The sequence below is a fragment of the Mycobacterium sp. MFM001 genome, from assembly GCF_003402475.1.
GTDB lineage: Bacteria > Actinomycetota > Actinomycetes > Mycobacteriales > Mycobacteriaceae > Mycobacterium.
In genome coordinates this window covers 209,640-231,267 of sequence record NZ_BFAB01000004.1, presented here as the reverse complement: position 1 = coordinate 231,267, position 21,628 = coordinate 209,640, and the positions used below count along the sequence as shown (strand labels likewise).

The window sequence follows — 21,628 nt, the reverse complement described above, 5'->3', positions numbered from 1 at the left end:
CACTGTAGCGCAAGGACATCGGTCAGCGCATCTTTGCAGGAAGGCGCTCAGACGAAGAAGTTGTCGTGGCGAATGAACCACTCCCGGCGTTCGTCGTCGGTCATGTCGGCCAACGCGGTAAAACCCTCGAAGTAGGCCTCCCGCGGTGCGCCCGGAGCGAACAACATCAAGACCGACGCCGGCGTGTCGGCCTCGTTGCGAAACCCGTGGATGCCGCCCGGCGGAACATACAAGAAGTCACCCTGATGGCCGTCGAGCCAGTCGCGGCCGTCGTAGAGCTTCATGGTCCCGGACAGCACGAAGAACGCCTCGGACATGGCGCGGTGGTAATGGGGTCCGGGCCCGCCGCCCTGCGGGGCGATGTCGACGCGGTACAGGCCGTAGTCGCCGTCGGTGGCTTCCTGGTTGGCCAGGTAGTGGTACTTGACGCCGAAGGTCTCGTAGTCGGGCGGTTCGTCGGCCCGCTTGAGCCAGGCGCTGACTTGCGGTTGGTCGTCGAGGTAGCGGGGCTCCGGATAGGGCGGCACCACGAGCGACATTGGCTCAGCGACCGGTGACGTAGTGGCACACAGCGCCCCGCCCAGCGCTTGCAGGGGCATTGTTGGTCTGCGTGACGACTTGTCGCCCGCCGACGGAGACCCGACAGGTCACCGACCCCGGATCACCGCCGGGATGTATGCCGCTGAACGTCAACAGCCGAGAGTTGCCGTCGTAGTCGAATGACGTCGACCACGGCAGGCCCACGTTGTCCACCTCGGGCACGTCGTTGGCTCCGGTATAGGAGACCTGCACACCTTCGGTGAAGGTGCCGGTCAACTCGAACACGATCGGCACTGACGCCGACGCCGTTCCCGAAGCGGCCAGCAGCAGCCCTCCGCTCAGCGTGACGGCGACGACCAGCCTGCTCATACCCATGTGTTGAATTAGAGCACCGCGAAGAGCCGCCCGTCGGGCGATTGGTGTTCTTGCACTCTCCATAGGCGAGTGCTAAGAATGACTTGGCACTCGCGACCGGTGAGTGCTAGGTCGGGACGGTGAGATCCAGCTCAGGATCGTCCGTCGCGGGCACTGCACCCGGCCAGGACGTGTCATCCCCAATCCGGAGGAATCACTTCGCAATGGCCAAGACAATTGCGTACGACGAAGAGGCCCGTCGCGGCCTCGAGCGGGGCCTGAACAGCCTCGCCGACGCGGTAAAGGTGACGTTGGGCCCCAAGGGCCGCAACGTCGTCCTGGAGAAGAAGTGGGGCGCTCCCACGATCACCAACGATGGCGTGTCCATCGCCAAGGAGATCGAGCTGGAGGACCCCTACGAGAAGATCGGCGCCGAGCTGGTCAAGGAAGTCGCCAAGAAGACCGACGACGTCGCGGGTGACGGTACGACGACGGCCACCGTGCTGGCCCAGGCGCTGGTCAAGGAGGGCCTGCGCAACGTCGCCGCCGGCGCCAACCCGCTCGGCCTGAAGCGCGGCATCGAGAAGGCCGTCGAGAAGGTCACCGAGACGCTGCTCAAGGGCGCCAAGGAGGTCGAGACCAAGGAGCAGATCGCTGCCACCGCGGCCATCTCCGCCGGCGACCAGTCGATCGGCGACCTGATCGCCGAGGCCATGGACAAGGTCGGCAACGAGGGTGTCATCACCGTCGAGGAGTCCAACACCTTCGGCCTGCAGCTCGAGCTCACCGAGGGTATGCGCTTCGACAAGGGCTACATCTCGGGTTACTTCGTCACCGACGCCGAGCGTCAGGAGGCGGTGCTCGAGGAGCCCTACATCCTGCTGGTCAGCTCGAAGGTGTCGACGGTCAAGGACCTGCTTCCGCTGCTGGAGAAGGTCATCCAGGCGGGCAAGCCGCTGCTGATCATCGCCGAGGACGTCGAGGGCGAGGCGCTTTCGACCCTGGTTGTCAACAAGATCCGCGGCACGTTCAAGTCGGTGGCGGTCAAGGCCCCCGGCTTCGGTGACCGTCGCAAGGCGATGCTGCAGGACATGGCGATCCTCACCGGTGGCCAGGTCATCAGCGAAGAGGTCGGCCTGACGCTGGAGAACGCCGACCTGTCGCTGCTGGGTAAGGCCCGCAAGGTCGTCGTCACCAAGGACGAGACCACGATCGTCGAGGGCGCCGGTGACACCGACGCCATCGCCGGCCGGGTGGCCCAGATCCGCCAGGAGATCGAGAACAGCGACTCCGACTACGACCGCGAGAAGCTGCAGGAGCGGCTGGCCAAGCTGGCCGGCGGTGTTGCGGTGATCAAGGCCGGGGCTGCCACCGAGGTGGAGCTCAAGGAGCGCAAGCACCGTATCGAGGACGCGGTGCGCAACGCCAAGGCCGCGGTCGAGGAGGGCATCGTCGCCGGTGGTGGCGTGACCCTGCTGCAGGCGGCCCCGACGCTCGACGAGCTCAAGCTCTCCGGCGACGAGGCGACCGGTGCCAACATCGTCAAGGTGGCGCTGGAGGCTCCGCTGAAGCAGATCGCGTTCAACTCCGGGCTGGAGCCCGGCGTGGTCGCCGAGAAGGTCCGCAACTCGCCCGCCGGTACCGGCCTGAACGCCGCGACCGGTGAGTACGAGGACCTGCTCAAGGCCGGCGTCGCCGACCCGGTCAAGGTCACCCGTTCGGCGCTGCAGAACGCCGCGTCGATTGCGGGCCTGTTCCTGACCACCGAGGCTGTCGTCGCCGACAAGCCGGAGAAGGAGAAGGCCGCCATGCCCGGTGGCGGTGACATGGGCGGCATGGACTTCTAAGTCCTTTACGAAAAAGCCCGGTCTGCGTTGCAGGCCGGGTTTTTTCGTGTGCGGTTGCGACTGTGCGGTTTCATACGCGACTCGCCGTCACGGCGTATCAAACCGCAGAGTCGACGGCTTACGCGGGCTCGCTAAACACGATGCAGTCGTGCAGGCAGCCCTTGGCTGCGGTGGGGGAATCGGCGTTGCGATGCAAAAGCGCCTTGGTGGGCGTGATTTTGAGGTGCACCGTGTCGTTGTCGGCATCAGTCACTGCAGCCCGTCCGTCGACGATCAACGAGTAGCCGCCGGGCTCGCTCGGCGGCCACAGCAGGGTGGCGTCGCGACGATTGGCGAGGTTTTTGGTGGTGCGCCCCCCGATCAGTCCGACGTCCAAAACCCCGTCACGCAGCTCCGGCTCGACAGTCACCGTGTGCGCGTGATAGTCGTCGTCGACGGTGACCAGGTAGGCGAAGGGGTAGTCAGCCAGTGCCGCCGCCAGTCGTTTGACATCCACCTTCTTGCCGCCCATGTGGATAACTGTAAGCGGCCTGCGGGTCCGGCGGCCAGGATGCGGACGGTGGGGGAAATCGACTGGCCGTTCCGCGGCCGAGAGGCGCTCGACGCCGGGTTGGTCACGGTTCGCGACCTGCGGCGCTTCTACTGCGCCGTTTATCCGGGCGTCTATGCCTTGCGCGGAGCGGAGCTCTCGGCAGTTCAGCGTGCGCAAGCGGCGTGGCTGTGGTCGCGGCGACGTGGAGTGCTGGCGGGCTTGTCCGCAGCGGCGGTGCTGGGGGCTAGGTGGGTCGAGCCGGGCCTGCCGGCCGAGTTGATCCATAACAACCAGCGGACGCCGCCGCTGGTTGTGGTCTATGCGGACAGGCTGGTGACCGGTGAAACACGGAGGGTCGCCGGCATGACCGTGACGACGCCGGCGCGCACCGCATTCGACGTCGGCAGGCGGCTCGGGCTCACCGAGGGCGTGCAGCGTATCGACGCGTTAATGAACGCCACTCGCGTCGAGGCTGTGGACGTTGAGGCCGTCGCCGCGCGACATCCGGGTGTTCGCGGCCTGGCTCAGCTCCGCCACACGCTGACGTTCGTCGACGGTGGCGCGGAATCGCCGTACGAGTCGTTGACACGGCTTCTCTTGATGCAGGCGGGGTTTCCGCGTCCGGAGACTCAAATCCCGGTGTACGACGAATACGGCGAGCTATTTGCTCGCATCGATATGGGCTGGCGGGAATGGCTTGTCGGCGTCGACTTCGACGGCGCCCACCACTGGACCGATCCCAAGCAGCGGACATGGGACGTCGAGCGCTCGGCAAGGCTCGATGAGCTTCGCTGGTCGATCGTAAGAGTTTCCAGTCGCATGGTGCATCGCACGCCGCGAGTATTCCTCAAGCGAGTCGCGACCAGACTCACCTCCCGTGGTTGCCCAAAGACGTGGTGACTCTGCGGATTTGTACACCGCAGCGGCGTGTTGCGTAGAAATCCGCAGTGTCGGCGGCAAATGATCACCGGCGGCCGCGGACCAGACGGCCCGGCCGCGCCGATGTGGGCACGCCGTTCTCGGCGATCACTTCGCCGGACACGATCGTCGCGACATACCCCTCGGCGGTCTGGTCGAGCCGCCGCCCGCCGGCAGGCAGGTCGTGGGTGACCACGGGCTTGTGCAGCCGCAGCCGCTCGTGGTCGATCACGTTGAGGTCGGCCTTGTAGCCGACGGCGACGCGGCCGCGGTCGCCCAGCCCCGCGACCCTGGCCGGCACCGACGTCAACGCCCGCACAGCCTCGGCGACCGACAACCGCCCGGACGCCCGGTCGCGAGTCCAGTGGGTGAGCAGATACGTGGAATAGCTTGCGTCGCAGATCATTCCGTAATGCGCGCCGCCGTCGCCCAGGCCCAGCACGACGTCGTCGCGGCGCATCAGCTCGCCGACGGTGGACAGCGAGTTGCCCTGGAAGTTGGCCATCGCGCCCAGCAGGATCGCGTGGCCGTCGTTGTCGAGCAGCCGGTCGTAGGCCTCCTCCAGCGGCGACACACCGCGGGCGCGGGCCCGGGCGGCGATCGACTCAGATGCGTCCGGCTCGTAGTTGGGCTGGTCTCCGAGCGGGAAGATCCAGTCCCACGCCTGCGCCAGATAGAACAACGGGTTGATCGCAGCTTCGGTCGGCTTGTCGGCCAGAATCCGTTGCCGCACTTCGGGTTTGCGCATCGCGGCGACCCGCTCGGCCAGCGGCAGATCGGCGATCTCCCGGTAGCTCGGATACAACATGAACGGGTTGACGGTCAGGTTCAAGCCGATCATCAGCCCGATCGGCCGCGGCAACACCTGGGCAGTTACCGAACCGCCCGCGCCGTTGGCCTTTTCGACCATCGTCACGGCGTCTTCCCACACCGGATCGCCGGCGTTGCCGACCACCAACGTGAACGTCACCGGCAGCCCGACGTCGCTCGCGGCGTCGAAAACCTGTTGCAGCACAGGCTGATACCCGCCGGCCGGAATGTCGGGCACAAACTGGATCAGCCCGCCGCCGCCGTCGGCGATGCCGCGTCCGATCTCGAGGATCTCGTCGTAGGCGGCGTTGTAGCTGGGGATCTGCTGGCCGCCCTCGGTGCGATGGGTGGCCAGCCGCGACGACGCGAAGCCCAGCGCGCCGAGTTCGACGGCCTCCTTGGCCAGCGCCCGCATCTTGGCCAGATCCTCGGCGGTGGCCGGTTCGCGGTTGGCGCCGCGCTCGCCCATCACGTACACCCGCAGCGGCGAGTGCGGCAGATAGGCGGCCACATCGATGTCGCGCCGGCCGGCGTCCAGCGCGTCCATGTACTCGCCGAAGGTTTCCCACGTCCACGGCAGCCCGTCGGTCATCACGACCCCGGGAATGTCTTCGACGCCGGCCATCACGTCGACGAGCACGTCGTGGTCCTCGGGGCGGCAAGGCGCAAACCCGACGCCGCAGTTGCCCATCACCACGGTCGTCACACCGTGCGCCGACGACGGGTTGAGCCGATCCGACCAGATCGCCTGCCCGTCGTAGTGGGTGTGCAGGTCGACGAAGCCCGGCGTGACCAGCAACCCGCTGGCGTCGATCTCCCGGGCGCCACCTTCGGGCACCTCGCCAACCGCGGCGATGACGCCGTCGCGCACCCCGACGTCGCCGACGTAGGGCTCACCCCCCAGCCCGTCGACGATCGTGCCGTTGCGGATGACGAGGTCGTAGGTCATCTAAATAATCTACGACCGTGTCGGTGGCTCATGCCAGGCTCTAGGACATGATCGATCACTTCGGCATCAACTGCGCCGACTATGCCAAAGCCCAGCAGTTCTACGACCGCGTCCTCGGCGTTCTCGGCTACAGCCGGCAGATGGATTTCGGCGAGGCCATCGGCTACGGGCGCGACGGCCACCCGACGTTTTGGATCGCCGAAGGCGCCGGCATGGGTCCCAACCGCGAAACGCATTTCGCCTTCCAGGCCGCCGACGAGAACGCGGTCAAGGCGTTCTACGACGCCGCGCTGGAGCTCGGCGCCGAGTCGCTGCACGCGCCGCGGCTATGGCCCGAGTATCACCCCGGCTACTTCGGCGCATTCGTGCGAGATCCCGACGGCAACAACGTCGAAGCGGTCTTCCACGGGGCGTAGCGTCGCCGGTATGTCCGAATCTGATGCTGCCGCCAAGGAATTGCTCCGGGATGCGTTCACCCGGTTGATCGAGCACGTCGACGAACTCACCGACGGACTGTCCGACGACGAATCCAAGTACCGGCCCAGCCCCAACGCCAACAGCATCGCGTGGCTGATCTGGCACAGCGCCCGGGTGCAGGATGTCCAGGTTGCCGACGTCGCCGGTGTCGAGCAGGTGTGGACCCGCGACGGCTGGGTGGACCGCTTCGACCTGGAGCTGCCCCGCGACGACACGGGCTACGGACACAGCCCCGAAGACGTCGCGAAGGTGGTAGCACCCGGTGACCTGCTGGCCAGCTACTACCACGCCGTGCACCAGCTGACTCTGGACTACGTCAATGCCATCACCGCCGACGAGTTGGCCCGCGTCGTCGACGCCAACTGGGATCCGCCGGTGACCGCCAGCATGCGACTGGTCAGCATCATCGACGACTGCGCCCAGCATCTCGGCCAGGCCGCCTACGTGTTGGGTATCGCGCACCGGCGGACTTGACACCTGTCGAGCCCGGCTAGCATGGGGCGCTATGACCGCCATCACATCCGAGTTCTCCGGAACCGGCACCATCCTCAACCCGGCCACCGGCGCGACAGCCGGCGAGGTCCAGTGGACCGACCCGGCTGACGTGCCGACCATCGCCGCGGAACTCCGCAAGGCGCAACGCGAATGGGAACAACGCGGCGCCACGGGTCGCGCCAAGGCGCTGGCCCGGTTTGCGGTGTGGCTCGGCGAGCATCGCAGCGAGATCGAAGAACTGCTGATCAAGGAGACCGGCAAGTCGGCCGTCGACGCCGCCCAAGAGGTGCCGCTGCTGATCATGATCCTGTCGTACGTCGTCAAGACGATGGAAAAGGCGCTCGCGCCCGAAAAGCGGCCGGCCGCCCTGCCGTTCCTGGCAATCAAGAAGGTGACCGTGCACTACCGGCCGCGGCCGGTCGTCGGGATCATCGCGCCGTGGAACTACCCGGTGGCCAACGCGATGATGGACGCCATCGGCGCGCTAGCGGCGGGATGTGCGGTGCTGCTCAAGCCGTCCGAACGCACCCCGCTGACCGCCGAGGTGTTGCGGCGCGGCTGGCGCGAGTCCGGTGCTCCCGACGTGCTGGCGGTGGCTCAGGGCGCCCGCGACGTCTCCGAAGCTGTCATCGACAACGCCGACTTCGTGCAGTTCACCGGATCCAGCGCGACGGGACGCAAGGTGATGGAGCGCGCCGCTCAGCGGCTGACGCCGGTGAGCCTGGAGTTGGGCGGCAAGGACCCGATGATCGTCTGTGAGGACGCCGACATCGACCTGGCCGCGCACGCCGCGGTGTGGGGCGCGATGTTCAACGCGGGCCAGACCTGTGTCTCGGTGGAGCGGGTCTACGTGCTCGAGCCCGTCTACGACCAGTTCGTCGACGCGGTGGTCCGCGACGTCAAGGCGCTGCAGCTCGGCGCCGGCGAGGGGCACTTCGGCGCTTTGATCGACGACGGGCAACGCGCCGTCACCGAGCGCCATGTCGCCGACGCCAAAGCCAAGGGCGCGCGGGTGCTCACCGGCGGGGAGCGCCCCGACGGACCGGGCAGCTTCTACCCGCCCACGGTGCTCGTCGACGTGGACCACTCGATGGCGTGTATGACCGAGGAGACCTTCGGTCCCACCCTGCCGATCATGAAGGTCGGCTCGGTCGCGGAGGCGATCCGGTTGGCCAACGACAGCGAATACGGGCTGAGTGCGTCGGTGTTCTCGCGCGACGTCGAGCGGGCCAAAGACATTGCGCTGCAACTTGATTGCGGGGCAGTGAACATCAACGACGTGATTTCCAACCTGATGTGTACCACCGCGCCCATGGGTGGCTGGAAGGCGTCGGGCATCGGCGCACGGTTCGGCGGCGCCGACGGGCTGCGCAAGTACTGCCGCGTCGAAACCGTTGTGACGCCCCGCACTAACGTCGGCGCCGGCGGCAACTACTACCACAACTCGCTCAAAGCGCTGGCGCGGATGAACCGGATGATGACGAAGATGGCGCTGGCGCGACCGCGTCGCACCGCAAAGTAGGGTGCGGTTCGCGGCCACCGCGCTGCTCTGGCTGTTCACCACGGCGGCGTTGGCGGCGGCGGTGCCGATGGCGTGGGTGCAGCAGAACCTGGTCGACGCCGACGGCTACGCGGCGCTGGCCCAGAAAGCGGCGGGTGATCCGGCGTTGCAGTCTGCTGTGGCAGCGGAATTGAGCGCCAAGGCGACGGCGCTGATCAGCCAGCGCGGCTCCACCGCCGACCCGTCGACGGTGCACCAGATCGCCACCGCCTACACCGCCGGCCCGTCGTTCCCGCCGCAGTTCGCGCAGGCCAACCGGCTGGCGCACCAGTGGATGTTCACCCGGCCCCGCGCCCAATCCGATCCGTGGGTGATCGATTTGGCACCGATGTTGGAAGACAGCGCTTTTCAGCAGATGCTGGCCGACTACCACATGCGAGCACCCACGTCGCTGAATGTTCCAGTGACGGTGACGCCGCCAAAGACGTTGCGGCCGGCTAAGTTACGGCCACTGGCCATCTGGGGTCCGTGGGTGAGCATCGCCGCGGCGGTGCTGACCGGAATCTCGGCGCTGCTGACCCTGGCCGTCGCGCGCAACCGCGGCCGTGCGCTGGCGGCCCTGGGTGTGTCGGCACTACTGGTCGGCGCCGCCGGCTGGGCGGGCGTCGAAATAGCGCGCCGCCGAATCGACGCCGCGCTCAACCACACCACTGGCGACGTGCGCAGCATCGCCGCGGTCATGGTCGATCACGCCGAAGCCGGTGTGCACCACTGGCTTAACCTCACCCTGGCCGCGGGCGGCGTGCTGGTGGCGCTGGGGGTGCTGGCCGCGGTCTACGGGACGATCACGTGCGACGGGTCGGGCCGCAGCTCGGGCGGGGCCTGGCTGTAGTCGCCGAACGGGCCGTCGCGGCGCTCGATCGCGGCGCGCACGCCCTCGCTGGCCGCGGTCTGGATGAACTCGAGCGCATCGGGTGTGTTGCGCATCAGGCCGTCGAGGATGCCGCCGAGCATCTGGGTGGTCGCCAAACCCATGTTCTCGTAGGCCTGGTTGACGATCAGCTTCTGAGCACGTAACTGCGACAACGGGATTCGTGATAGCTCCGAGGCGATCTCGGCAACGCGGGCCTCGAGGCGCTCGAACGGCACCGCCTCGTTGATCAGCTCTACCTCGGCGGCCTGCACCCCGGTCAGCGGCCGGCCGGTCAGCGAATGCCACTTGACCTTGGCCAGGCTGAGCCGATACAGCCACATGCCGGTCAGGTAGGCGCCCCACATCCGGCTGTACGGGGTGCCGATCACGGCGTCCTCGCTGGCGATTACCAAATCGGCGCACAACGCGTAATCGCTTGCGCCGCCTACACACCAGCCGTGCACCTGCGCGATCACCGGTTTCGAGGCCCGCCAGATCGCCATGAACTTCTGCGTCGGCCCGGTTTCACGGGCGGTGACCATCGCGAAATCCTTGCCCGGATCCCAGCGCCCGTCGGTCATCATGGCCTCGCCCCAGTGCGCAAAGCCGCCGCCGAAGTCATAGCCGCCGGAGAACGCCCGCCCCGCACCGCGCAGCACGATCACCTTGACGTCCGGATCGCGTTCCGCGAGTCCGACGGCGGCCTCGATCTCGTCGGGCATCGGCGGAACGATCGTGTTGAGCTGCTCGGGGCGATTCAGCGTGATCGTGGCAACCGGGCCGGCCGTCGTGTACAGCAGCGTCTCGAATTCAGGCATAGCCGAAGCGAAGTCGCCGCCAGTCCGGCGTGTCAAGCCCGACGTGTCCTTACTGTTATCTTAAAATCCTCACTATTCTCTTAATTTCTGGGTAGGGTGAGCTGGCATGGCAGACCGGTTCGACGTGGCGATAGTCGGTGCGCGATGTGCGGGATCTCCGCTGGCGACAATGCTGGCGCGGCAGGGCTTGCGGGTGTGCCTGCTCGACCGGGCGCATTTTCCGTCGGAGACCCCGTCGACGCACATGATCCAGCCCTGCGGTGTGCAGACTCTGGACCAGCTCGGCCTGCTCGACGGGATCTTGGCTGCCGGCGCTATACCGCTCGATCGGCTTTCACTGGTCAACGACGACGTTCGCATCGAGGCGACGGTGGATGAAGAGTTGTCTGCGCACCCCGCGTTGTGCGTCCGGCGCGTGACCCTGGACGGGCTGCTGGTCGACGCGGCCAGTGCGGCCGGCGCCGAGGTGCGCACCGGCTCGCGGGTCACGGAGCTGATCACGGACGACGGCCGGGTGACCGGTGTGCAGACGTCCGCGGGACCCGTGCACGCGCAGTTGGTGGTGGGCGCCGACGGCCGCCACTCGACGGTCGCGTCGTGCGTCGGCGCGCGCGAATACCACCGCACAGCGCCCGGAAAGCTGTACGCCTGGGCGTATTTCGAAGGCGTCGGCGACCGGGAAGGCCACGCGCGGCTCGGCCGGCAGGGCGCCGTGGGCTTTCTTGCCGGTCCCACCGACGGTGAGCTGTACATGGCTGCACTGGGGATCGACATGCCCGAGCAGGCCGGATTCGACGCCGACCGCGACAAGGGTTTCGCCGCGCGGATCCAGATGTGGCCCGAGCTGGCGGATGTCCTTGCCGGCGCGCGGCGCGTCGGCCCGATCCGGGTAGTTGCCAACTGGCACGGCTATTTCCGCCAGTCGGCTGGCGCCGGCTGGGTGCTGGTTGGCGACGCCGGACACTTCAAGGATCCGGCGCCCGGGCAAGGCATCGCCGACGCATTCCGTCAGGCCGACAAGCTGGCCGCGGCTGTTGTCGACGGGCTCGGCAACCGCAGCCCGGATGCCGCTCTGCAAGACTGGTGGCGCTGGCGCGACCACGACGCCTACGAAATGTACTGGTACGCGCGGGAAACGGGCGCTCCCGGCGCCACGTCTCCGTTGATCAGGCGGATGCTGCGCGACATCGCCGCCGACGCAGACGCCACCCGCGAGCTGCTCGGAATCTTGAACCACCAGGTTCGCCCGTCGCAGGTGTTCACGCCCGCGCGACTCGCCCGCGCCACGGCGCGGACATTTCTCGACGAACCGAGCCGGATCGTGGCAACCGTCAAAGAGGTCGTCAGCGCAGCGAAACGCAACGCACGGCAAGGCCGGCAGCGACGGGTCCGCCCGCCGGGTATGGCCGATATGGCCGGGGAGCGACGGTAACTGCGACGTCGGGCAAGATGTGTCCTCGTGGAATCGGGCAATCGGGTGTATCGGCTGCTGATGCGGATGCTGTCGCTGCGCACCATCGTCGTGGTCGGTGCGCTTTCGGTGATCGCTCTTGTCCTAACACTCGGCGCCTGGGTCTGGTTCGGCGTCACCAACGACCAGCACAGCCAGCTGGACCGACGGCTCGACTCGGTCAGCAGCCTGGGGGACATCAGCACGCTGCTGAGCAACCCGGACCAGCCCACCGCGAACAGCGATCTGGTGCGCACCGCACGGATCGGTCCCATGACGGTGTCGGTCCCCAGCGACATCGTGCTGCCCAAGCTCGACGACGGTTTCGCCAATACGACCATCAACGGCGTCGAGTACCGGGTCCGCACCTTCAACGCCGGCCACGCCTCGATTGCGCTCGGGGCGCCGTTGGCCGAAGCGCAGCACCGGATCAACGAGCTGCACCTGCGGGTGCTGTTGATCTGCGGCGGCGTCATCATCGGCACGGTGCTGGCCGCCTGGGTGATCTCGCTGGTCATGGTCAATCCGTTCCGGCTGCTGGCATCACAGGCGCGGGCCATCAACGCCCAGTCCAATCCCGACGAAGTGCAGGTCCGCGGCGTGCAGGAGGCGGTGGAGATCGCCGAAGCCGTCGAGGGAATGCTGGCCCGCATCGGCAACGAGCAGCAGCGCACCAAGGCCGCGTTGGAATCGGCGCGCGACTTTGCCGCCGTCGCCTCGCACGAACTGCGCACACCGCTGACGGCGATGCGCACCAACCTGGAGGTGCTCTCGACGCTCGAGCTGCCCGCAGAGCAGCGCAAAGAGGTGATCGGCGACGTCATGCGCACCCAAAGCCGCATCGAGGCGACGCTCTCCGCGCTGGAACGGCTGGCCCAAAGCGAGCTGACCACCGTCGACGATTTCGTCCCGTTCGACATCACCGAGCTACTGGATCGGGCTGCGCACGACGCGCTCCGCACCTATCCCGAGGTGAACGTGTCGTTGGTGCCGTCGCCCACTGTGCTGATGGTGGGGCTGCCGGTGGGACTGCGGCTGGTGGTCGACAACGCCATCGCCAACGCGGTCAAGCACGGTGGCGCCAGCGAAATCCTGCTCAGCGCAACGAGTTCCGCCTATGGCGTCGAGCTCGTGATCGACGACAACGGCAGCGGTGTGCCGGAGGAGGAACGCGCCACGGTCTTCGAGCGGTTCTCCCGCGGGTCGACGGCATCCCGGTCGGGTTCAGGGCTGGGGCTGGCGCTGGTCGCCCAGCAGGCCGAGTTACACGGCGGCACAGCATCATTGGGCGAAAGCCCGATGGGTGGGGCCCGCCTGATGTTGCGACTCCCGGGCACGCACGACGGCTGAGGCATAGGATGACGCGCCATGAGTGAGATTGCGGAGATCGCCGGCATCGGCAAGATCGGGCTACTCAGTATCGGGGCGTACCGGCCGGACCGGGTGGTCACCAATCACGAGATCTGCGAAAACATCGATTCGTCCGACGAGTGGATCTACACCCGCACCGGGATCAAGACGCGCCGGTATGCCGGCGACGACGAATCTGCCGCGTCCATGGCGACCGAAGCCGGACGTCGGGCCATCGCGAACGCGCTGCTCACCGGCGCCGAAATCGACGCCGTGATCGTCGCGACCAACACGCATTTCCTGCAAACTCCAGCGTCTGCGCCGATGGTGGCGTCCGCCGTGGACGCTCACGGAGTTCCGGCCTTCGATATCAACGTCGGCTGCGCCGGCTTCGGGTACGCGCTCGGCGTCGCAGCCGACATGGTGCGGGCCGGCAGCGCCGGCAAGGTCCTCGTGATCGGTTCGGAGAAGCTGTCGCCCACGCTGGACATGCACGACCGCGGCAACTGCTTCATCTTCGCCGACGGCGCAGGGGCCGTCGTCGTCGGCGAAACGCCAGACCAGGGCATCGGTCCGACTGTGTGGGGCAGCGACGGCCGGCAAAGCGAGGCAGTACGTCAAGACATCGACTGGATCGACTACACCGAAAACCCTTCTGGCGCACGGCCATATCTGCGGATGGAGGGCACCGCTGTATTTCGTTGGGCCGCCTTCGAAATGACCAAGGTCTGCCAGCGAGCGCTGGAGGCGGCCAAGGTCAGCACCGACGAGTTGAAAGTCTTTGTGCCACATCAGGCCAACAGCCGGATCAACGAGCTGTTGGCCAAGAGCCTCAAATTGGCGCCACATGTGGTGGTAGCCAACGACATTGTGCACACCGGCAACACCTCTGCCGCCTCGGTTCCGTTGGCCATGGACGAGCTGCTGTCGACCGGCGCGGCCAAACCCGGTGACCTGGCCCTGCTGCTGGGCTACGGCGCTGGCCTGAGCTACGCGGCGCAAGTGGTGAAAATGCCGCCGGTGCCGTTCGAGTGAGGGCATCCGCGAGTACTGTCGGGCCATGACCCGAGTTCTTCAGACCCAGGTCTGCGTCGCAGGTGGCGGTCCCGCCGGTTTGGTTCACGCTCTGCTGCTTGCCCGCGCGGGCATCCAGGTCGTCGTCTTGGAAAAGCACAACGACTTCCTGCGCGACTTCCGCGGCGACACCGTGCATCCGAGCACCCTGCGGATCATGGACGAGCTGGGGTTGATCGACGAATTCCTGCGGTTACCGCACACCAAGATCAACCGTGTGGCCTTCGACGCAGACGGCTCGATTCGCACCTTTGGCAACTTCCGTGCGCTCAAATGGCTGGGCTTCAAACAGCCCTATATCGCGTTGATGCCGCAGTGGGACTTCCTCGACTTCCTGGCCGAAAAGGCCTCTGCTTACCCGGAATTCACGTTGATCCGGAACGCCGAGGTAACAGACCTCATCTTCGACGGCGATCGGGTCGTGGGCGTGCGCACGCCGGAGCTGGAGGCGCGTGCCGAACTCGTGGTGGGCGCGGACGGTCGCAAGTCGGCCGTGCGGGCCGCGGCGGGTTTGGAGGTCGCCAGCGCGCACTCCCCGATGGATGTGCTGTGGTTCCGGCTGAAATGGCGTCCGGACGATCCCGAGGAGCTGTTCGGGGTCATCCGGAAAGGCCTGCTGATGGCCATGATCTACCGCAGCGACTACTGGCAGGTCGCGTATCTGATGCCGAAAGGGGCGAACCCGCAGGACGGCTCGCTGGAGGAATTCAAAGAGCGCCTGGTGTCCGTGCAGCCGCGGCTGCGCGAACACGTCGACGACTTGCGCTCCTGGGACGACACCAGCCAGCTCGACGTGCGGGTGGACCGGCTCAAGACCTGGTGGCGCACTGGGCTGCTGTGCATCGGCGACGCCGCGCACGCCATGTCACCGGCCGGTGGGATCGGCATCAATCTCGCCGTCGCCGATGCAGTGGCCGCGGCGAACATCCTTCACGGCCCGCTACGCGACGGTCGGATGACCGATAAAGATCTCGCCAAGGTGCAACGCCGTCGGGAACTGCCGACGCGGATCATCCAGGCCGGGCAGGTTTTCCTGCAGGATGCGGCGATCGAGCCCAATTTGAGCGGGGACCTGTCGCCGATCCGTATCCCAGGCATCATCGGCCGTGGCCCACTGCAATTCATACCGCCGATCGTGGTCGGTCGCGGCTTCCGCCCGGAGCATGTCCGCAGTCCCGACGTCCACGCTGTCTAGCGCGTGACGACGAGGTCCCCAAGGCTCACGACGGCGGCGCCCACTCCACCGAGGTAGGCCTTGGCGATGTCGCGCACAGACACGTCGGCGCCTCTCGGTAGCGAGGCCAGCCACGCCACGGCGTCGTCGCGTTCGTCGTTGCCATAGACGCGCACCGGGCACGGCATCCACGCGCTGATGCGACGGCTGGGCCGGCGGATCCAATCGATGTCGCTCACGACCGCGCAGCCGTCGAGCAATCGCACGTAGCCCATCCCGAGTCGGGTGTCGGCCCAGAGCGCGCCCGGTGTGATGCGCTCGAAGCCAGGGCCGAATTGGTAGAGCAGCCGCATCCGGCTTTGTGTTCGTCGAGCCTGATCGACCAGCGGTGCAAAGACCCGTGCGTAGTCCTCGGCCGTCACGGTCCCGACCGCCTCCAGAGCCTGGATACTGTCAGGCACGCCCGTAAGTACCTTGAGCACGTGGCCAGTCTTCCGGTGGACGAGGATTTTGTGAACTCCTACAGGGGTATTGCTGAGCGATGAACAGCCCGAACCAACTCGGGCCGGAGGACACCGGCTGCCGATTGCCGCCGCTGCGCTCGATCGAATTCCCTGGCGGTACGGGGCAGGCCGTGGTTCGCGTCGCGCCGGGCGCAAGCCCCGTATTGCTGCTGCACGGGTGGGCGATCACGGCCGACTTCAACTTCTGCCATGTGATGGCGCCGCTTGCGGAGCGCTTCGGCGTTGTCGCAATGGACTTGCGCGGACACGGTCGCGGCTTACCGCTGTCGCGCGCGGAACGGTTCAGCATCGCCCAGTGCGCCGACGACGCTGCAGCGGTGCTCGATGCGCTCGAGCTCGACCGCGCCGTCGTGTGCGGCTATTCACTCGGTGGGCCGGTCGCATTGGAATTCGCACGACGTCACCGGGATCGCGTCGCCGGACTAACCCTGCAGGCAACCGCCTTGTCGTTCGACACCCCGGGCGACCGGATCAGCCGTGTCGTGCTGCGGGCCTTGCGCCCATTGGCGGATCGCAGCCCCGGGGTCGGCCGGTCATTGCCGAGGCACTATTTCAACCGCATGCGCGACGTCCATCCGAACACGACCTCGTGGTGGCCATGGCTGCGCGGCGAGCTCGTGTTGTGCCACCCGCGGGTGATCGTCGATGCGATTCTCGACGAATACGCCTTCGACTTTCGCCCGCATGCGGCGACGATCGCCGAGGTGCCTACCGTGGTCGTCGTCACCGCCCGCGACCGAGCGGTGCCGCCCCGCGACCAACGTCTCATGGCCAAGCTGCTCGACGCCGCGGTGATCGAGATCGACGCCGACCACGATGTGTTTCTCACCGACCCTGACGTCTACATCGACGCGACTGTCTCGGCCATCGACTGTCTGCGCCGCGAAACGTGATTGATCGGTTTCAGTTGGGTGGGCCGCTTTCGATTAGCCGGAGTACTTGCTCGGGACGGTGGCCGGGCCAGAAGGCATGCATCGCCCATGTTGCGCCGGCAGCCTGAAACGCGTCGACGTCGGTGTCGGGGCGGGCGACGATCGCGACGTTGAATCCCTCGATGCTGCCGCGAATCTCGGCGACGGCCAACGCCTCAGCTCAGCATCACTGGCCCGGCCACCCACCCAGCCCCCACCGAATGTCCCACCGTGGTCTGGGCCCCTCGGCAAACGCGCCGACTGGTGGTGGTACGACCCCTTCCAACCGCACCCCCCCACCAACCAACTAGACCGGTTACCGAAGCCCAAACAGGCTTAGGCATAGGACATTTCGTTCGCAGGTCGCGTCAAAGGGATGCGTTAGCGGGTGCGCCGAAAATGGCTCGCACGGCAGCTTCATCACCTTGAATGTCGACGAGCCCGAGGACGTCGTCGAGTGCGAGCACACCTGCTGCCAGCCCGAGAATTATTGCGGCGTCGGCGCTTAGAACGGCGTCGAGCTTTCGATCATCGTGCGGGCTCACTTCGATGCCTGACCGCGTTGCCCGCACCTGGACAACTCGGCGGTCGGTATCGCCGTTCACGGTGATACCCACCGCAATTGACCGATTTGCGGGCGCCCTGCCGTGGAGCAGGGCGGGCAGGGCGACGAGGAGGCTTCCGGTGGGGAAGGTATCGCCTTCTGGCCCGCGGATCATGAGTGGCGTGGACCAGCGGATGAGGCCCTCGATCGGCTCGCGGAGTTGGGCTCCCCAAGTGGTGAGGGCATACGTAATAGCCCGGCTGTCTTCGGCGAGCCGCCGTTCGATCACGCCGGCTGCTTCCAAATCGCGGAGCCGATCGGCGAGCAGATTGGTGGCGATGCCGGGGAGTCCTTCAAGTAACTCCTGATAGCGGGCCGGAGCAATGAGGAGTTGGCGAACGATGAGCAGATTCCACCGGTCGCCTACCACCTCGAGCGCGCGGGCCAACCCGCAGTACTGACCGTAACTTCGACCCACGATCCTCCTTGACATTTTCAAGCTGGCTTGAGTATACCAAGTTAATGACTGTCACTGACGAGTTGTTCCGCTTCAGGCCCCAGCAGCGGGAACGTCTGGAATCGACCTACCCCAACCACAAGACCGTCATCGTCGAAGGCGCCGGCCTCTACACGGAGTCCGAAGCGCCCGAGGAGTTTGTCGCCGCAATCCGCGACTGGCACCCAAAGCCACCTGCCGGCAAGCCCGCGCGCGACAAACTCATGGAGGCATAGTGGCCTACGACGCACACCTGGCTGCCCGTATCCGCGAGCAGCTGGCCGATCTGGCCGACAACCCAGAAGTGCACGAACAAACGATGTTCGGAGGACTGGCCTTCCTCATAGCCGGCCGGCTAGCGGTCGCGGCCAGCGGCCAAGGCGGCCTCCTGGTGCGAGTCGATCCGGCGAATTACGACCGCCTGCTGGCCTCCGGCACCGCATCGCCCATGCAAATGAAGGGACGCCCAATCCGGGGATGGCTGCACATCGATCGCGACCACCTCCGTACCAAACGGCAGCTCGCCAAGTGGATCCGCATCGGAACCGCGACCGCCGCTTCACGGAGCCGTCATGCGTCGTAGGGCGGGAATCCTGGTCGCGGTGTACATGGCGGTGCTCGCAATCAACCTCGACGTCACGATCGTCAACGTCGCGCTGCCCAGCATCGCGACCGAACTCCGCGCCGAAACACGCGGATTGCAGTGGGTCGTCGATGGCTACAACCTCACGTTCGCCGCGCTGGTGCTGGCCGCGGGAAGCCTCTCGGACCGCTATGGACGACGGCCGGCGCTCCTTGTCGGACTGCTCGGATTCGCGGTCACCAGCACGGCGGGAGCGCTCGTTGGTAGCACCGGCGCACTCGTCGCGGCACGCTTCGGCATGGGGGCGTTCGCCGCGCTGATTTTCCCTACGACGCTGTCGATTATCACCAATGCTTTCCCCGACCGCCGCGAGCGCGCGGCGGCACTCGGCGGATGGGGCGCAGTCGTCGGGATCGGCGTCGCATCCGGACCGGTTTCCGGCGGGCTACTCCTCGAGCACTTTTACTGGGGCAGCGTCTTTTTGGCGCTGGTGCCCGTCGCCCTGATCGCCGCAATCCTCGGGTTCCTGCTGGTGCCCGAGTCCCGCGATGCTTCGGTGCCGGTGCTGGACCTCCGTGGCCTGACAACCTCAGTAGCCCTGCTCGGCGTGCTCGTCTACACGATTATCGAAGCCCCCGAACGCGGCTGGCGCAGCGATGCGACGTTGACAGGATTCGCCATCGCTCTCGGTCTGGCATTGGCCTTTGTGGTGCTGGAGCGCCGAGTCGAACACCCCATGCTCGACGTGCGGCTGTTCACGGATCGACGGTTCAGCGCCGCCAGCGGAGCGGTAACGGTCACATTCTTCGCGTTAGCAGGGTTCATTTTCCTCATCACCCAGTACTTCCAGGTTCTCCGCGAGTTCAGCCCACTCTCAACGGGTGCCCGCATCCTGCCGGTCGCACTGTCGATCGCGGTCGGCTCGCTGGTCGGCGGGATGCTCGCTCCGCGGGTGGGAACCCGCGCAGTGGTGGTCACGGGGCTCATCTCGTTCGGCACCGCGATGGCGTGGATCGCCGGCAGCGCCGAGGCCGACACGCCCTACTGGACGACGATCGTCTTGCAGATGCTGTTGATGGGACTGGGCATGGGGCTGATCGCCACTCCCGCAACGGAATCCATCATGCTCGTACTGCCGCCCGCTCGAGCGGGTATCGGCTCGGCGGTCAACGACGCCACCCGCGAATTGGGCTCGACGATGGGTGTCGCCGTCGTCGGCTCGGTGTTCTCCTCGATTTTTGGCGCCCGCCTCCTCGACACCGCCTTCACGGCTACCGGGAAGGCCGCCGAGGCCGCCGAGTCGGTCCCGGTTGCGTTCGGGATCGCAGCGGGCAATCCGAACCTGCTCGCGGCCGCGCAGGACGCATTCCTGTCCGGCCTCGCAGTGGCTTGCACGGTGGTCGCGGGTCTTTGCTACGCAGCGGCGCTCGCGGGAATGGTCGCGCTGCCCGGCCGACGGTTCCACCCGCCGTTCTCGATGTCGGCAGAGCAGCTGGAATCCGTGGACACGGCGTAATCCCTTGGATCGGCGTCACCGCCGAGAAGCGAACTGCTGCCTATCGTGAAAACCAGTGGGCTTCTGTGCGATTCGGTCACTACAGTGCGCCCAATGAATATCAATGCGGTTGCCTTCAGTGAGCAGTGGGTGCAGGCGTGGAACGCCCACGACGTGGAGGCTGTTCTTCGGCACTTCCACGATGATGTGGTCTTCACCTCGCCGGTGGCGGCCACCCTGCTGCCGGAAACAGGAGGAGTGATTCGCGGCAAGGACGCGTTGCGCCGCTACTGGACTCTCGCGCTGCGCCATGTCCCCGACTTGCGGTTCACCGTCGAAAGCGTTTACCAAGGGATCGACACGGTCGTAATCACGTACCGCAACCAGCGTGATGGCATGGTCAACGAGGTGCTGAGGTTCGTCGAGAACCTCGTCGTCGAAGGTCATGGAACTTACCTCGTTCCGGCAAATCGCCGGAATCAACCCGTCTGACCTCGGGTCGGCCGGGATCCCTGCCGAGTTTGGATTTCAGGAGAGGGCGTTGGCGAACCTGCAAGGTATCGACTTCTCAACGGTGGCTGCGCGTTTAGATCGCGACTGGCTGTGGCGTGAGCTGACACAGCATGCCTATTGGGCGAAATACCGCACCCGAGCGATGTTCGAGCGGCAACTCGATAACGCCTGGCGGACTGTGGGTGCATACCGTGCCGCGGACGGTCAGATGGTGGGATTCTGTCGCGCCTTCTCCGACGGGGTCGCCATGGCCTACCTGGCTGACGTGTACGTGTCCCGGGAGGATCGTGGCCGCGGAATCGGACGGGGGCTGCTGCGCGTCATGATTGACGACGGGCCGGGCCGCAGCTTCCGGTGGATGTTGCATACAGCCGACGCCCACCACCTGTACCAGGAGTTTGACTTCGCGGCTCCCGATGCGACGTTTATGGAGCGCCGCTGTCAACTGCCCCATGTCCGTTCGTAAGCATCCGCAACTTTCGTGCACGTATCTGCACACTCGCGGGCCAGCGGTCCGGAGCCAGCCGGCGAATATCAGTCGCGCTCGCATAGGCCGCGCCGTTACGCTGCGAGACGGAAACCGCACCGGAAGGTATCGGAAGGGGGAGTACGTGGCGAAGGTGTTTTCGCGTATCGACGAGTCGCTGCAGGAGTTTATTCGGCAGCAGGCCATGTTCTTCGTCGCTACTGCACCTTCCGGCGACGGTCGGGTCAACTTGTCGCCCAAGGGATATCGCGATACGTTCGCGGTGCTCGACGAGCATACTGTCGCCTACCTCGACCTGTTTGGTAGCGGCGCTGAAACCATCGCGCATCTGCGAGACAACGGCCGCATCACCGTCATGTTCTGCTCGTTTACTCGCAACTCCCGGATCTTGCGGCTGTTCGGCACCGGACGTGTAGTGAGACCCGACGATGCTGAATTTGACAGTCTGAGCCCATATTTCGGGCTGCAGCATCCAGGGATACGGGCCGCTATCGTGATCGATGTCGAGCGGATCGCCGATGCCTGTGGGTTTTCGGTGCCTTACTACGAGCTCATTGGTGAACGGCCCGTGCTCGATGCGCATCACGCCAAGCAACCCGATGAGAAGTTCGCACATCGGATCGTCGGTGGCAACGGGCACAGCATCGACGGCCTGCCTGCACTGGAACCCGATCATCCTCTGCCGTCGACGATCAAGCGGTGACGCGCCGGCCACCACGTGATATGTTCGCCGACGTGAACATCGTCGTGCGCGCTTATTGGCGCTTTATCTCGGCTCCGGGTGGGGCCGTGGATGGAGCGTCTGACTGAGGCGGCGCACGACCGATACCCGGAGCCCATGCAGTGACCAGAAGGTCGCTGCTTTTCGTTTTT

General features: G+C 66.2%; 25 protein-coding genes. 17 read left to right on the top strand and 8 right to left on the bottom strand.

Features of this window, described 5'->3' with window-relative positions:
* Window positions 1-47: 47 nt before the first annotated feature.
* Both MFM001_RS09260 and MFM001_RS09255 read right to left on the bottom strand, forming a co-directional pair.
* On the bottom strand, window positions 48-539 hold the full coding sequence (locus MFM001_RS09260; RefSeq protein ID WP_116374957.1) for a cupin domain-containing protein: 492 nt from the start codon (window positions 537-539) through the stop codon (window positions 48-50).
* Window positions 540-543: 4 nt separating this feature from the next.
* Window positions 544-909 carry a hypothetical protein gene (locus MFM001_RS09255; RefSeq protein ID WP_116374956.1) on the bottom strand — a complete coding sequence of 122 codons (366 nt, stop codon included), beginning with the start codon at window positions 907-909 and terminating at the stop codon, window positions 544-546.
* Between the two features lie 209 nt (window positions 910-1,118).
* Here MFM001_RS09255 and groL point away from each other — a divergent pair, with 209 nt between their 5' ends.
* On the top strand, window positions 1,119-2,741 hold the full coding sequence (gene groL, locus MFM001_RS09250; RefSeq protein WP_116374955.1) for a chaperonin GroEL: 1,623 nt from the start codon (window positions 1,119-1,121) through the stop codon (window positions 2,739-2,741).
* Window positions 2,742-2,859: 118 nt separating this feature from the next.
* Here groL and MFM001_RS09245 read toward each other — a convergent pair whose 3' ends face one another.
* Window positions 2,860-3,252: a pyridoxamine 5'-phosphate oxidase family protein gene (locus MFM001_RS09245; protein WP_116374954.1), complete on the bottom strand. Its 393-nt coding sequence runs from the start codon at window positions 3,250-3,252 to the stop codon at window positions 2,860-2,862.
* Between the two features lie 48 nt (window positions 3,253-3,300).
* Here MFM001_RS09245 and MFM001_RS09240 point away from each other — a divergent pair, with 48 nt between their 5' ends.
* Window positions 3,301-4,173: a hypothetical protein gene (locus MFM001_RS09240; protein WP_116375089.1), complete on the top strand. Its 873-nt coding sequence runs from the start codon at window positions 3,301-3,303 to the stop codon at window positions 4,171-4,173.
* A gap of 64 nt (window positions 4,174-4,237) precedes the next feature.
* On the opposite strand, the gene MFM001_RS09235 is transcribed toward MFM001_RS09240, so the two are convergent.
* Window positions 4,238-5,950: an amidohydrolase family protein gene (locus tag MFM001_RS09235; protein WP_116374953.1), complete on the bottom strand. Its 1,713-nt coding sequence runs from the start codon at window positions 5,948-5,950 to the stop codon at window positions 4,238-4,240.
* Between the two features lie 47 nt (window positions 5,951-5,997).
* Here MFM001_RS09235 and MFM001_RS09230 point away from each other — a divergent pair, with 47 nt between their 5' ends.
* The 4 genes from MFM001_RS09230 to MFM001_RS09215 are packed head-to-tail and all read left to right on the top strand — an operon-like array spanning window position 5,998 to window position 9,315.
* Window positions 5,998-6,366, top strand: coding sequence for a VOC family protein (locus tag MFM001_RS09230; protein ID WP_116374952.1), 369 nt, complete (start codon window positions 5,998-6,000; stop codon window positions 6,364-6,366).
* 10 nt (window positions 6,367-6,376) lie between these two features.
* Window positions 6,377-6,901: a mycothiol transferase gene (locus MFM001_RS09225; RefSeq protein ID WP_116374951.1), complete on the top strand. Its 525-nt coding sequence runs from the start codon at window positions 6,377-6,379 to the stop codon at window positions 6,899-6,901.
* 31 nt (window positions 6,902-6,932) lie between these two features.
* The gene (locus MFM001_RS09220) at window positions 6,933-8,444 is read left to right on the top strand and encodes an aldehyde dehydrogenase family protein (protein WP_116374950.1); all 1,512 of its coding nucleotides are present in this window, start codon (window positions 6,933-6,935) and stop codon (window positions 8,442-8,444) included.
* Between the two features lies 1 nt (window position 8,445).
* Window positions 8,446-9,315, top strand: a complete 870-nt coding sequence (locus MFM001_RS09215; RefSeq protein ID WP_116374949.1) for a hypothetical protein — start codon at window positions 8,446-8,448, stop codon at window positions 9,313-9,315.
* Here the strand turns inward: MFM001_RS09215 and MFM001_RS09210 are convergent.
* Window positions 9,258-10,154, bottom strand: coding sequence for a crotonase/enoyl-CoA hydratase family protein (locus MFM001_RS09210; RefSeq protein ID WP_116374948.1), 897 nt, complete (start codon window positions 10,152-10,154; stop codon window positions 9,258-9,260). The two genes, MFM001_RS09215 and MFM001_RS09210, sit on opposite strands and share 58 nt — an antisense overlap.
* Before the next feature lie 106 nt (window positions 10,155-10,260).
* Between MFM001_RS09210 and MFM001_RS09205 the strand changes: the two genes are divergently transcribed.
* The 4 genes from MFM001_RS09205 to MFM001_RS09190 are packed head-to-tail and all read left to right on the top strand — an operon-like array spanning window position 10,261 to window position 15,223.
* Window positions 10,261-11,586 carry an NAD(P)/FAD-dependent oxidoreductase gene (locus MFM001_RS09205; protein WP_116374947.1) on the top strand — a complete coding sequence of 442 codons (1,326 nt, stop codon included), beginning with the start codon at window positions 10,261-10,263 and terminating at the stop codon, window positions 11,584-11,586.
* A 60-nt stretch (window positions 11,587-11,646) separates the two neighbouring features.
* Window positions 11,647-12,954 carry a sensor histidine kinase KdpD gene (locus MFM001_RS09200; RefSeq protein ID WP_116375088.1) on the top strand — a complete coding sequence of 436 codons (1,308 nt, stop codon included), beginning with the start codon at window positions 11,647-11,649 and terminating at the stop codon, window positions 12,952-12,954.
* Between the two features lie 18 nt (window positions 12,955-12,972).
* On the top strand, window positions 12,973-13,989 hold the full coding sequence (locus tag MFM001_RS09195) for a beta-ketoacyl-ACP synthase III (protein WP_116374946.1): 1,017 nt from the start codon (window positions 12,973-12,975) through the stop codon (window positions 13,987-13,989).
* Between the two features lie 25 nt (window positions 13,990-14,014).
* A complete protein-coding gene (locus tag MFM001_RS09190) occupies window positions 14,015-15,223 on the top strand; it encodes an FAD-dependent oxidoreductase (RefSeq protein ID WP_116374945.1) in 1,209 nt (402 codons plus the stop codon).
* On the opposite strand, the gene MFM001_RS09185 is transcribed toward MFM001_RS09190, so the two are convergent.
* Window positions 15,220-15,663 carry an STAS/SEC14 domain-containing protein gene (locus tag MFM001_RS09185; RefSeq protein WP_238159050.1) on the bottom strand — a complete coding sequence of 148 codons (444 nt, stop codon included), beginning with the start codon at window positions 15,661-15,663 and terminating at the stop codon, window positions 15,220-15,222. The genes MFM001_RS09190 and MFM001_RS09185 overlap by 4 nt on opposite strands.
* 80 nt (window positions 15,664-15,743) lie before the next feature.
* Here MFM001_RS09185 and MFM001_RS09180 point away from each other — a divergent pair, with 80 nt between their 5' ends.
* The gene (locus tag MFM001_RS09180; RefSeq protein WP_116374943.1) at window positions 15,744-16,619 is read left to right on the top strand and encodes an alpha/beta fold hydrolase; all 876 of its coding nucleotides are present in this window, start codon (window positions 15,744-15,746) and stop codon (window positions 16,617-16,619) included.
* Window positions 16,620-16,629: 10 nt separating this feature from the next.
* On the opposite strand, the gene MFM001_RS24480 is transcribed toward MFM001_RS09180, so the two are convergent.
* Both MFM001_RS24480 and MFM001_RS09170 read right to left on the bottom strand, forming a co-directional pair.
* Window positions 16,630-16,809 carry a hypothetical protein gene (locus MFM001_RS24480; RefSeq protein ID WP_160118004.1) on the bottom strand — a complete coding sequence of 60 codons (180 nt, stop codon included), beginning with the start codon at window positions 16,807-16,809 and terminating at the stop codon, window positions 16,630-16,632.
* A 196-nt stretch (window positions 16,810-17,005) separates the two neighbouring features.
* Complete coding sequence (locus MFM001_RS09170; RefSeq protein WP_238159048.1) at window positions 17,006-17,659, bottom strand: helix-turn-helix domain-containing protein; 654 nt, start codon at window positions 17,657-17,659, stop codon at window positions 17,006-17,008.
* A 44-nt stretch (window positions 17,660-17,703) separates the two neighbouring features.
* Here MFM001_RS09170 and MFM001_RS09165 point away from each other — a divergent pair, with 44 nt between their 5' ends.
* The 6 genes from MFM001_RS09165 (at window position 17,704) to MFM001_RS09140 (ending at window position 21,458) form a co-directional block, all read left to right on the top strand.
* Window positions 17,704-17,913, top strand: a complete 210-nt coding sequence (locus tag MFM001_RS09165; protein ID WP_202864134.1) for an alpha/beta fold hydrolase — start codon at window positions 17,704-17,706, stop codon at window positions 17,911-17,913.
* Window positions 17,913-18,260, top strand: a complete 348-nt coding sequence (locus MFM001_RS09160) for a TfoX/Sxy family protein (RefSeq protein ID WP_116374940.1) — start codon at window positions 17,913-17,915, stop codon at window positions 18,258-18,260. The genes MFM001_RS09165 and MFM001_RS09160 overlap by 1 nt, the downstream gene beginning before the upstream one ends.
* Complete coding sequence (locus tag MFM001_RS09155) at window positions 18,250-19,776, top strand: MFS transporter (RefSeq protein ID WP_116374939.1); 1,527 nt, start codon at window positions 18,250-18,252, stop codon at window positions 19,774-19,776. Before MFM001_RS09160 ends, MFM001_RS09155 begins: the two co-directional genes overlap by 11 nt.
* A 93-nt stretch (window positions 19,777-19,869) precedes the next feature.
* Window positions 19,870-20,247, top strand: coding sequence for a nuclear transport factor 2 family protein (locus MFM001_RS09150; protein ID WP_116374938.1), 378 nt, complete (start codon window positions 19,870-19,872; stop codon window positions 20,245-20,247).
* A 49-nt stretch (window positions 20,248-20,296) separates the two neighbouring features.
* A complete protein-coding gene (locus MFM001_RS09145) occupies window positions 20,297-20,734 on the top strand; it encodes a GNAT family N-acetyltransferase (protein WP_238159047.1) in 438 nt (145 codons plus the stop codon).
* Between the two features lie 145 nt (window positions 20,735-20,879).
* Window positions 20,880-21,458 carry a pyridoxamine 5'-phosphate oxidase family protein gene (locus tag MFM001_RS09140; RefSeq protein ID WP_116374936.1) on the top strand — a complete coding sequence of 193 codons (579 nt, stop codon included), beginning with the start codon at window positions 20,880-20,882 and terminating at the stop codon, window positions 21,456-21,458.
* The last annotated feature ends 170 nt before the right edge of the window (window positions 21,459-21,628 follow it).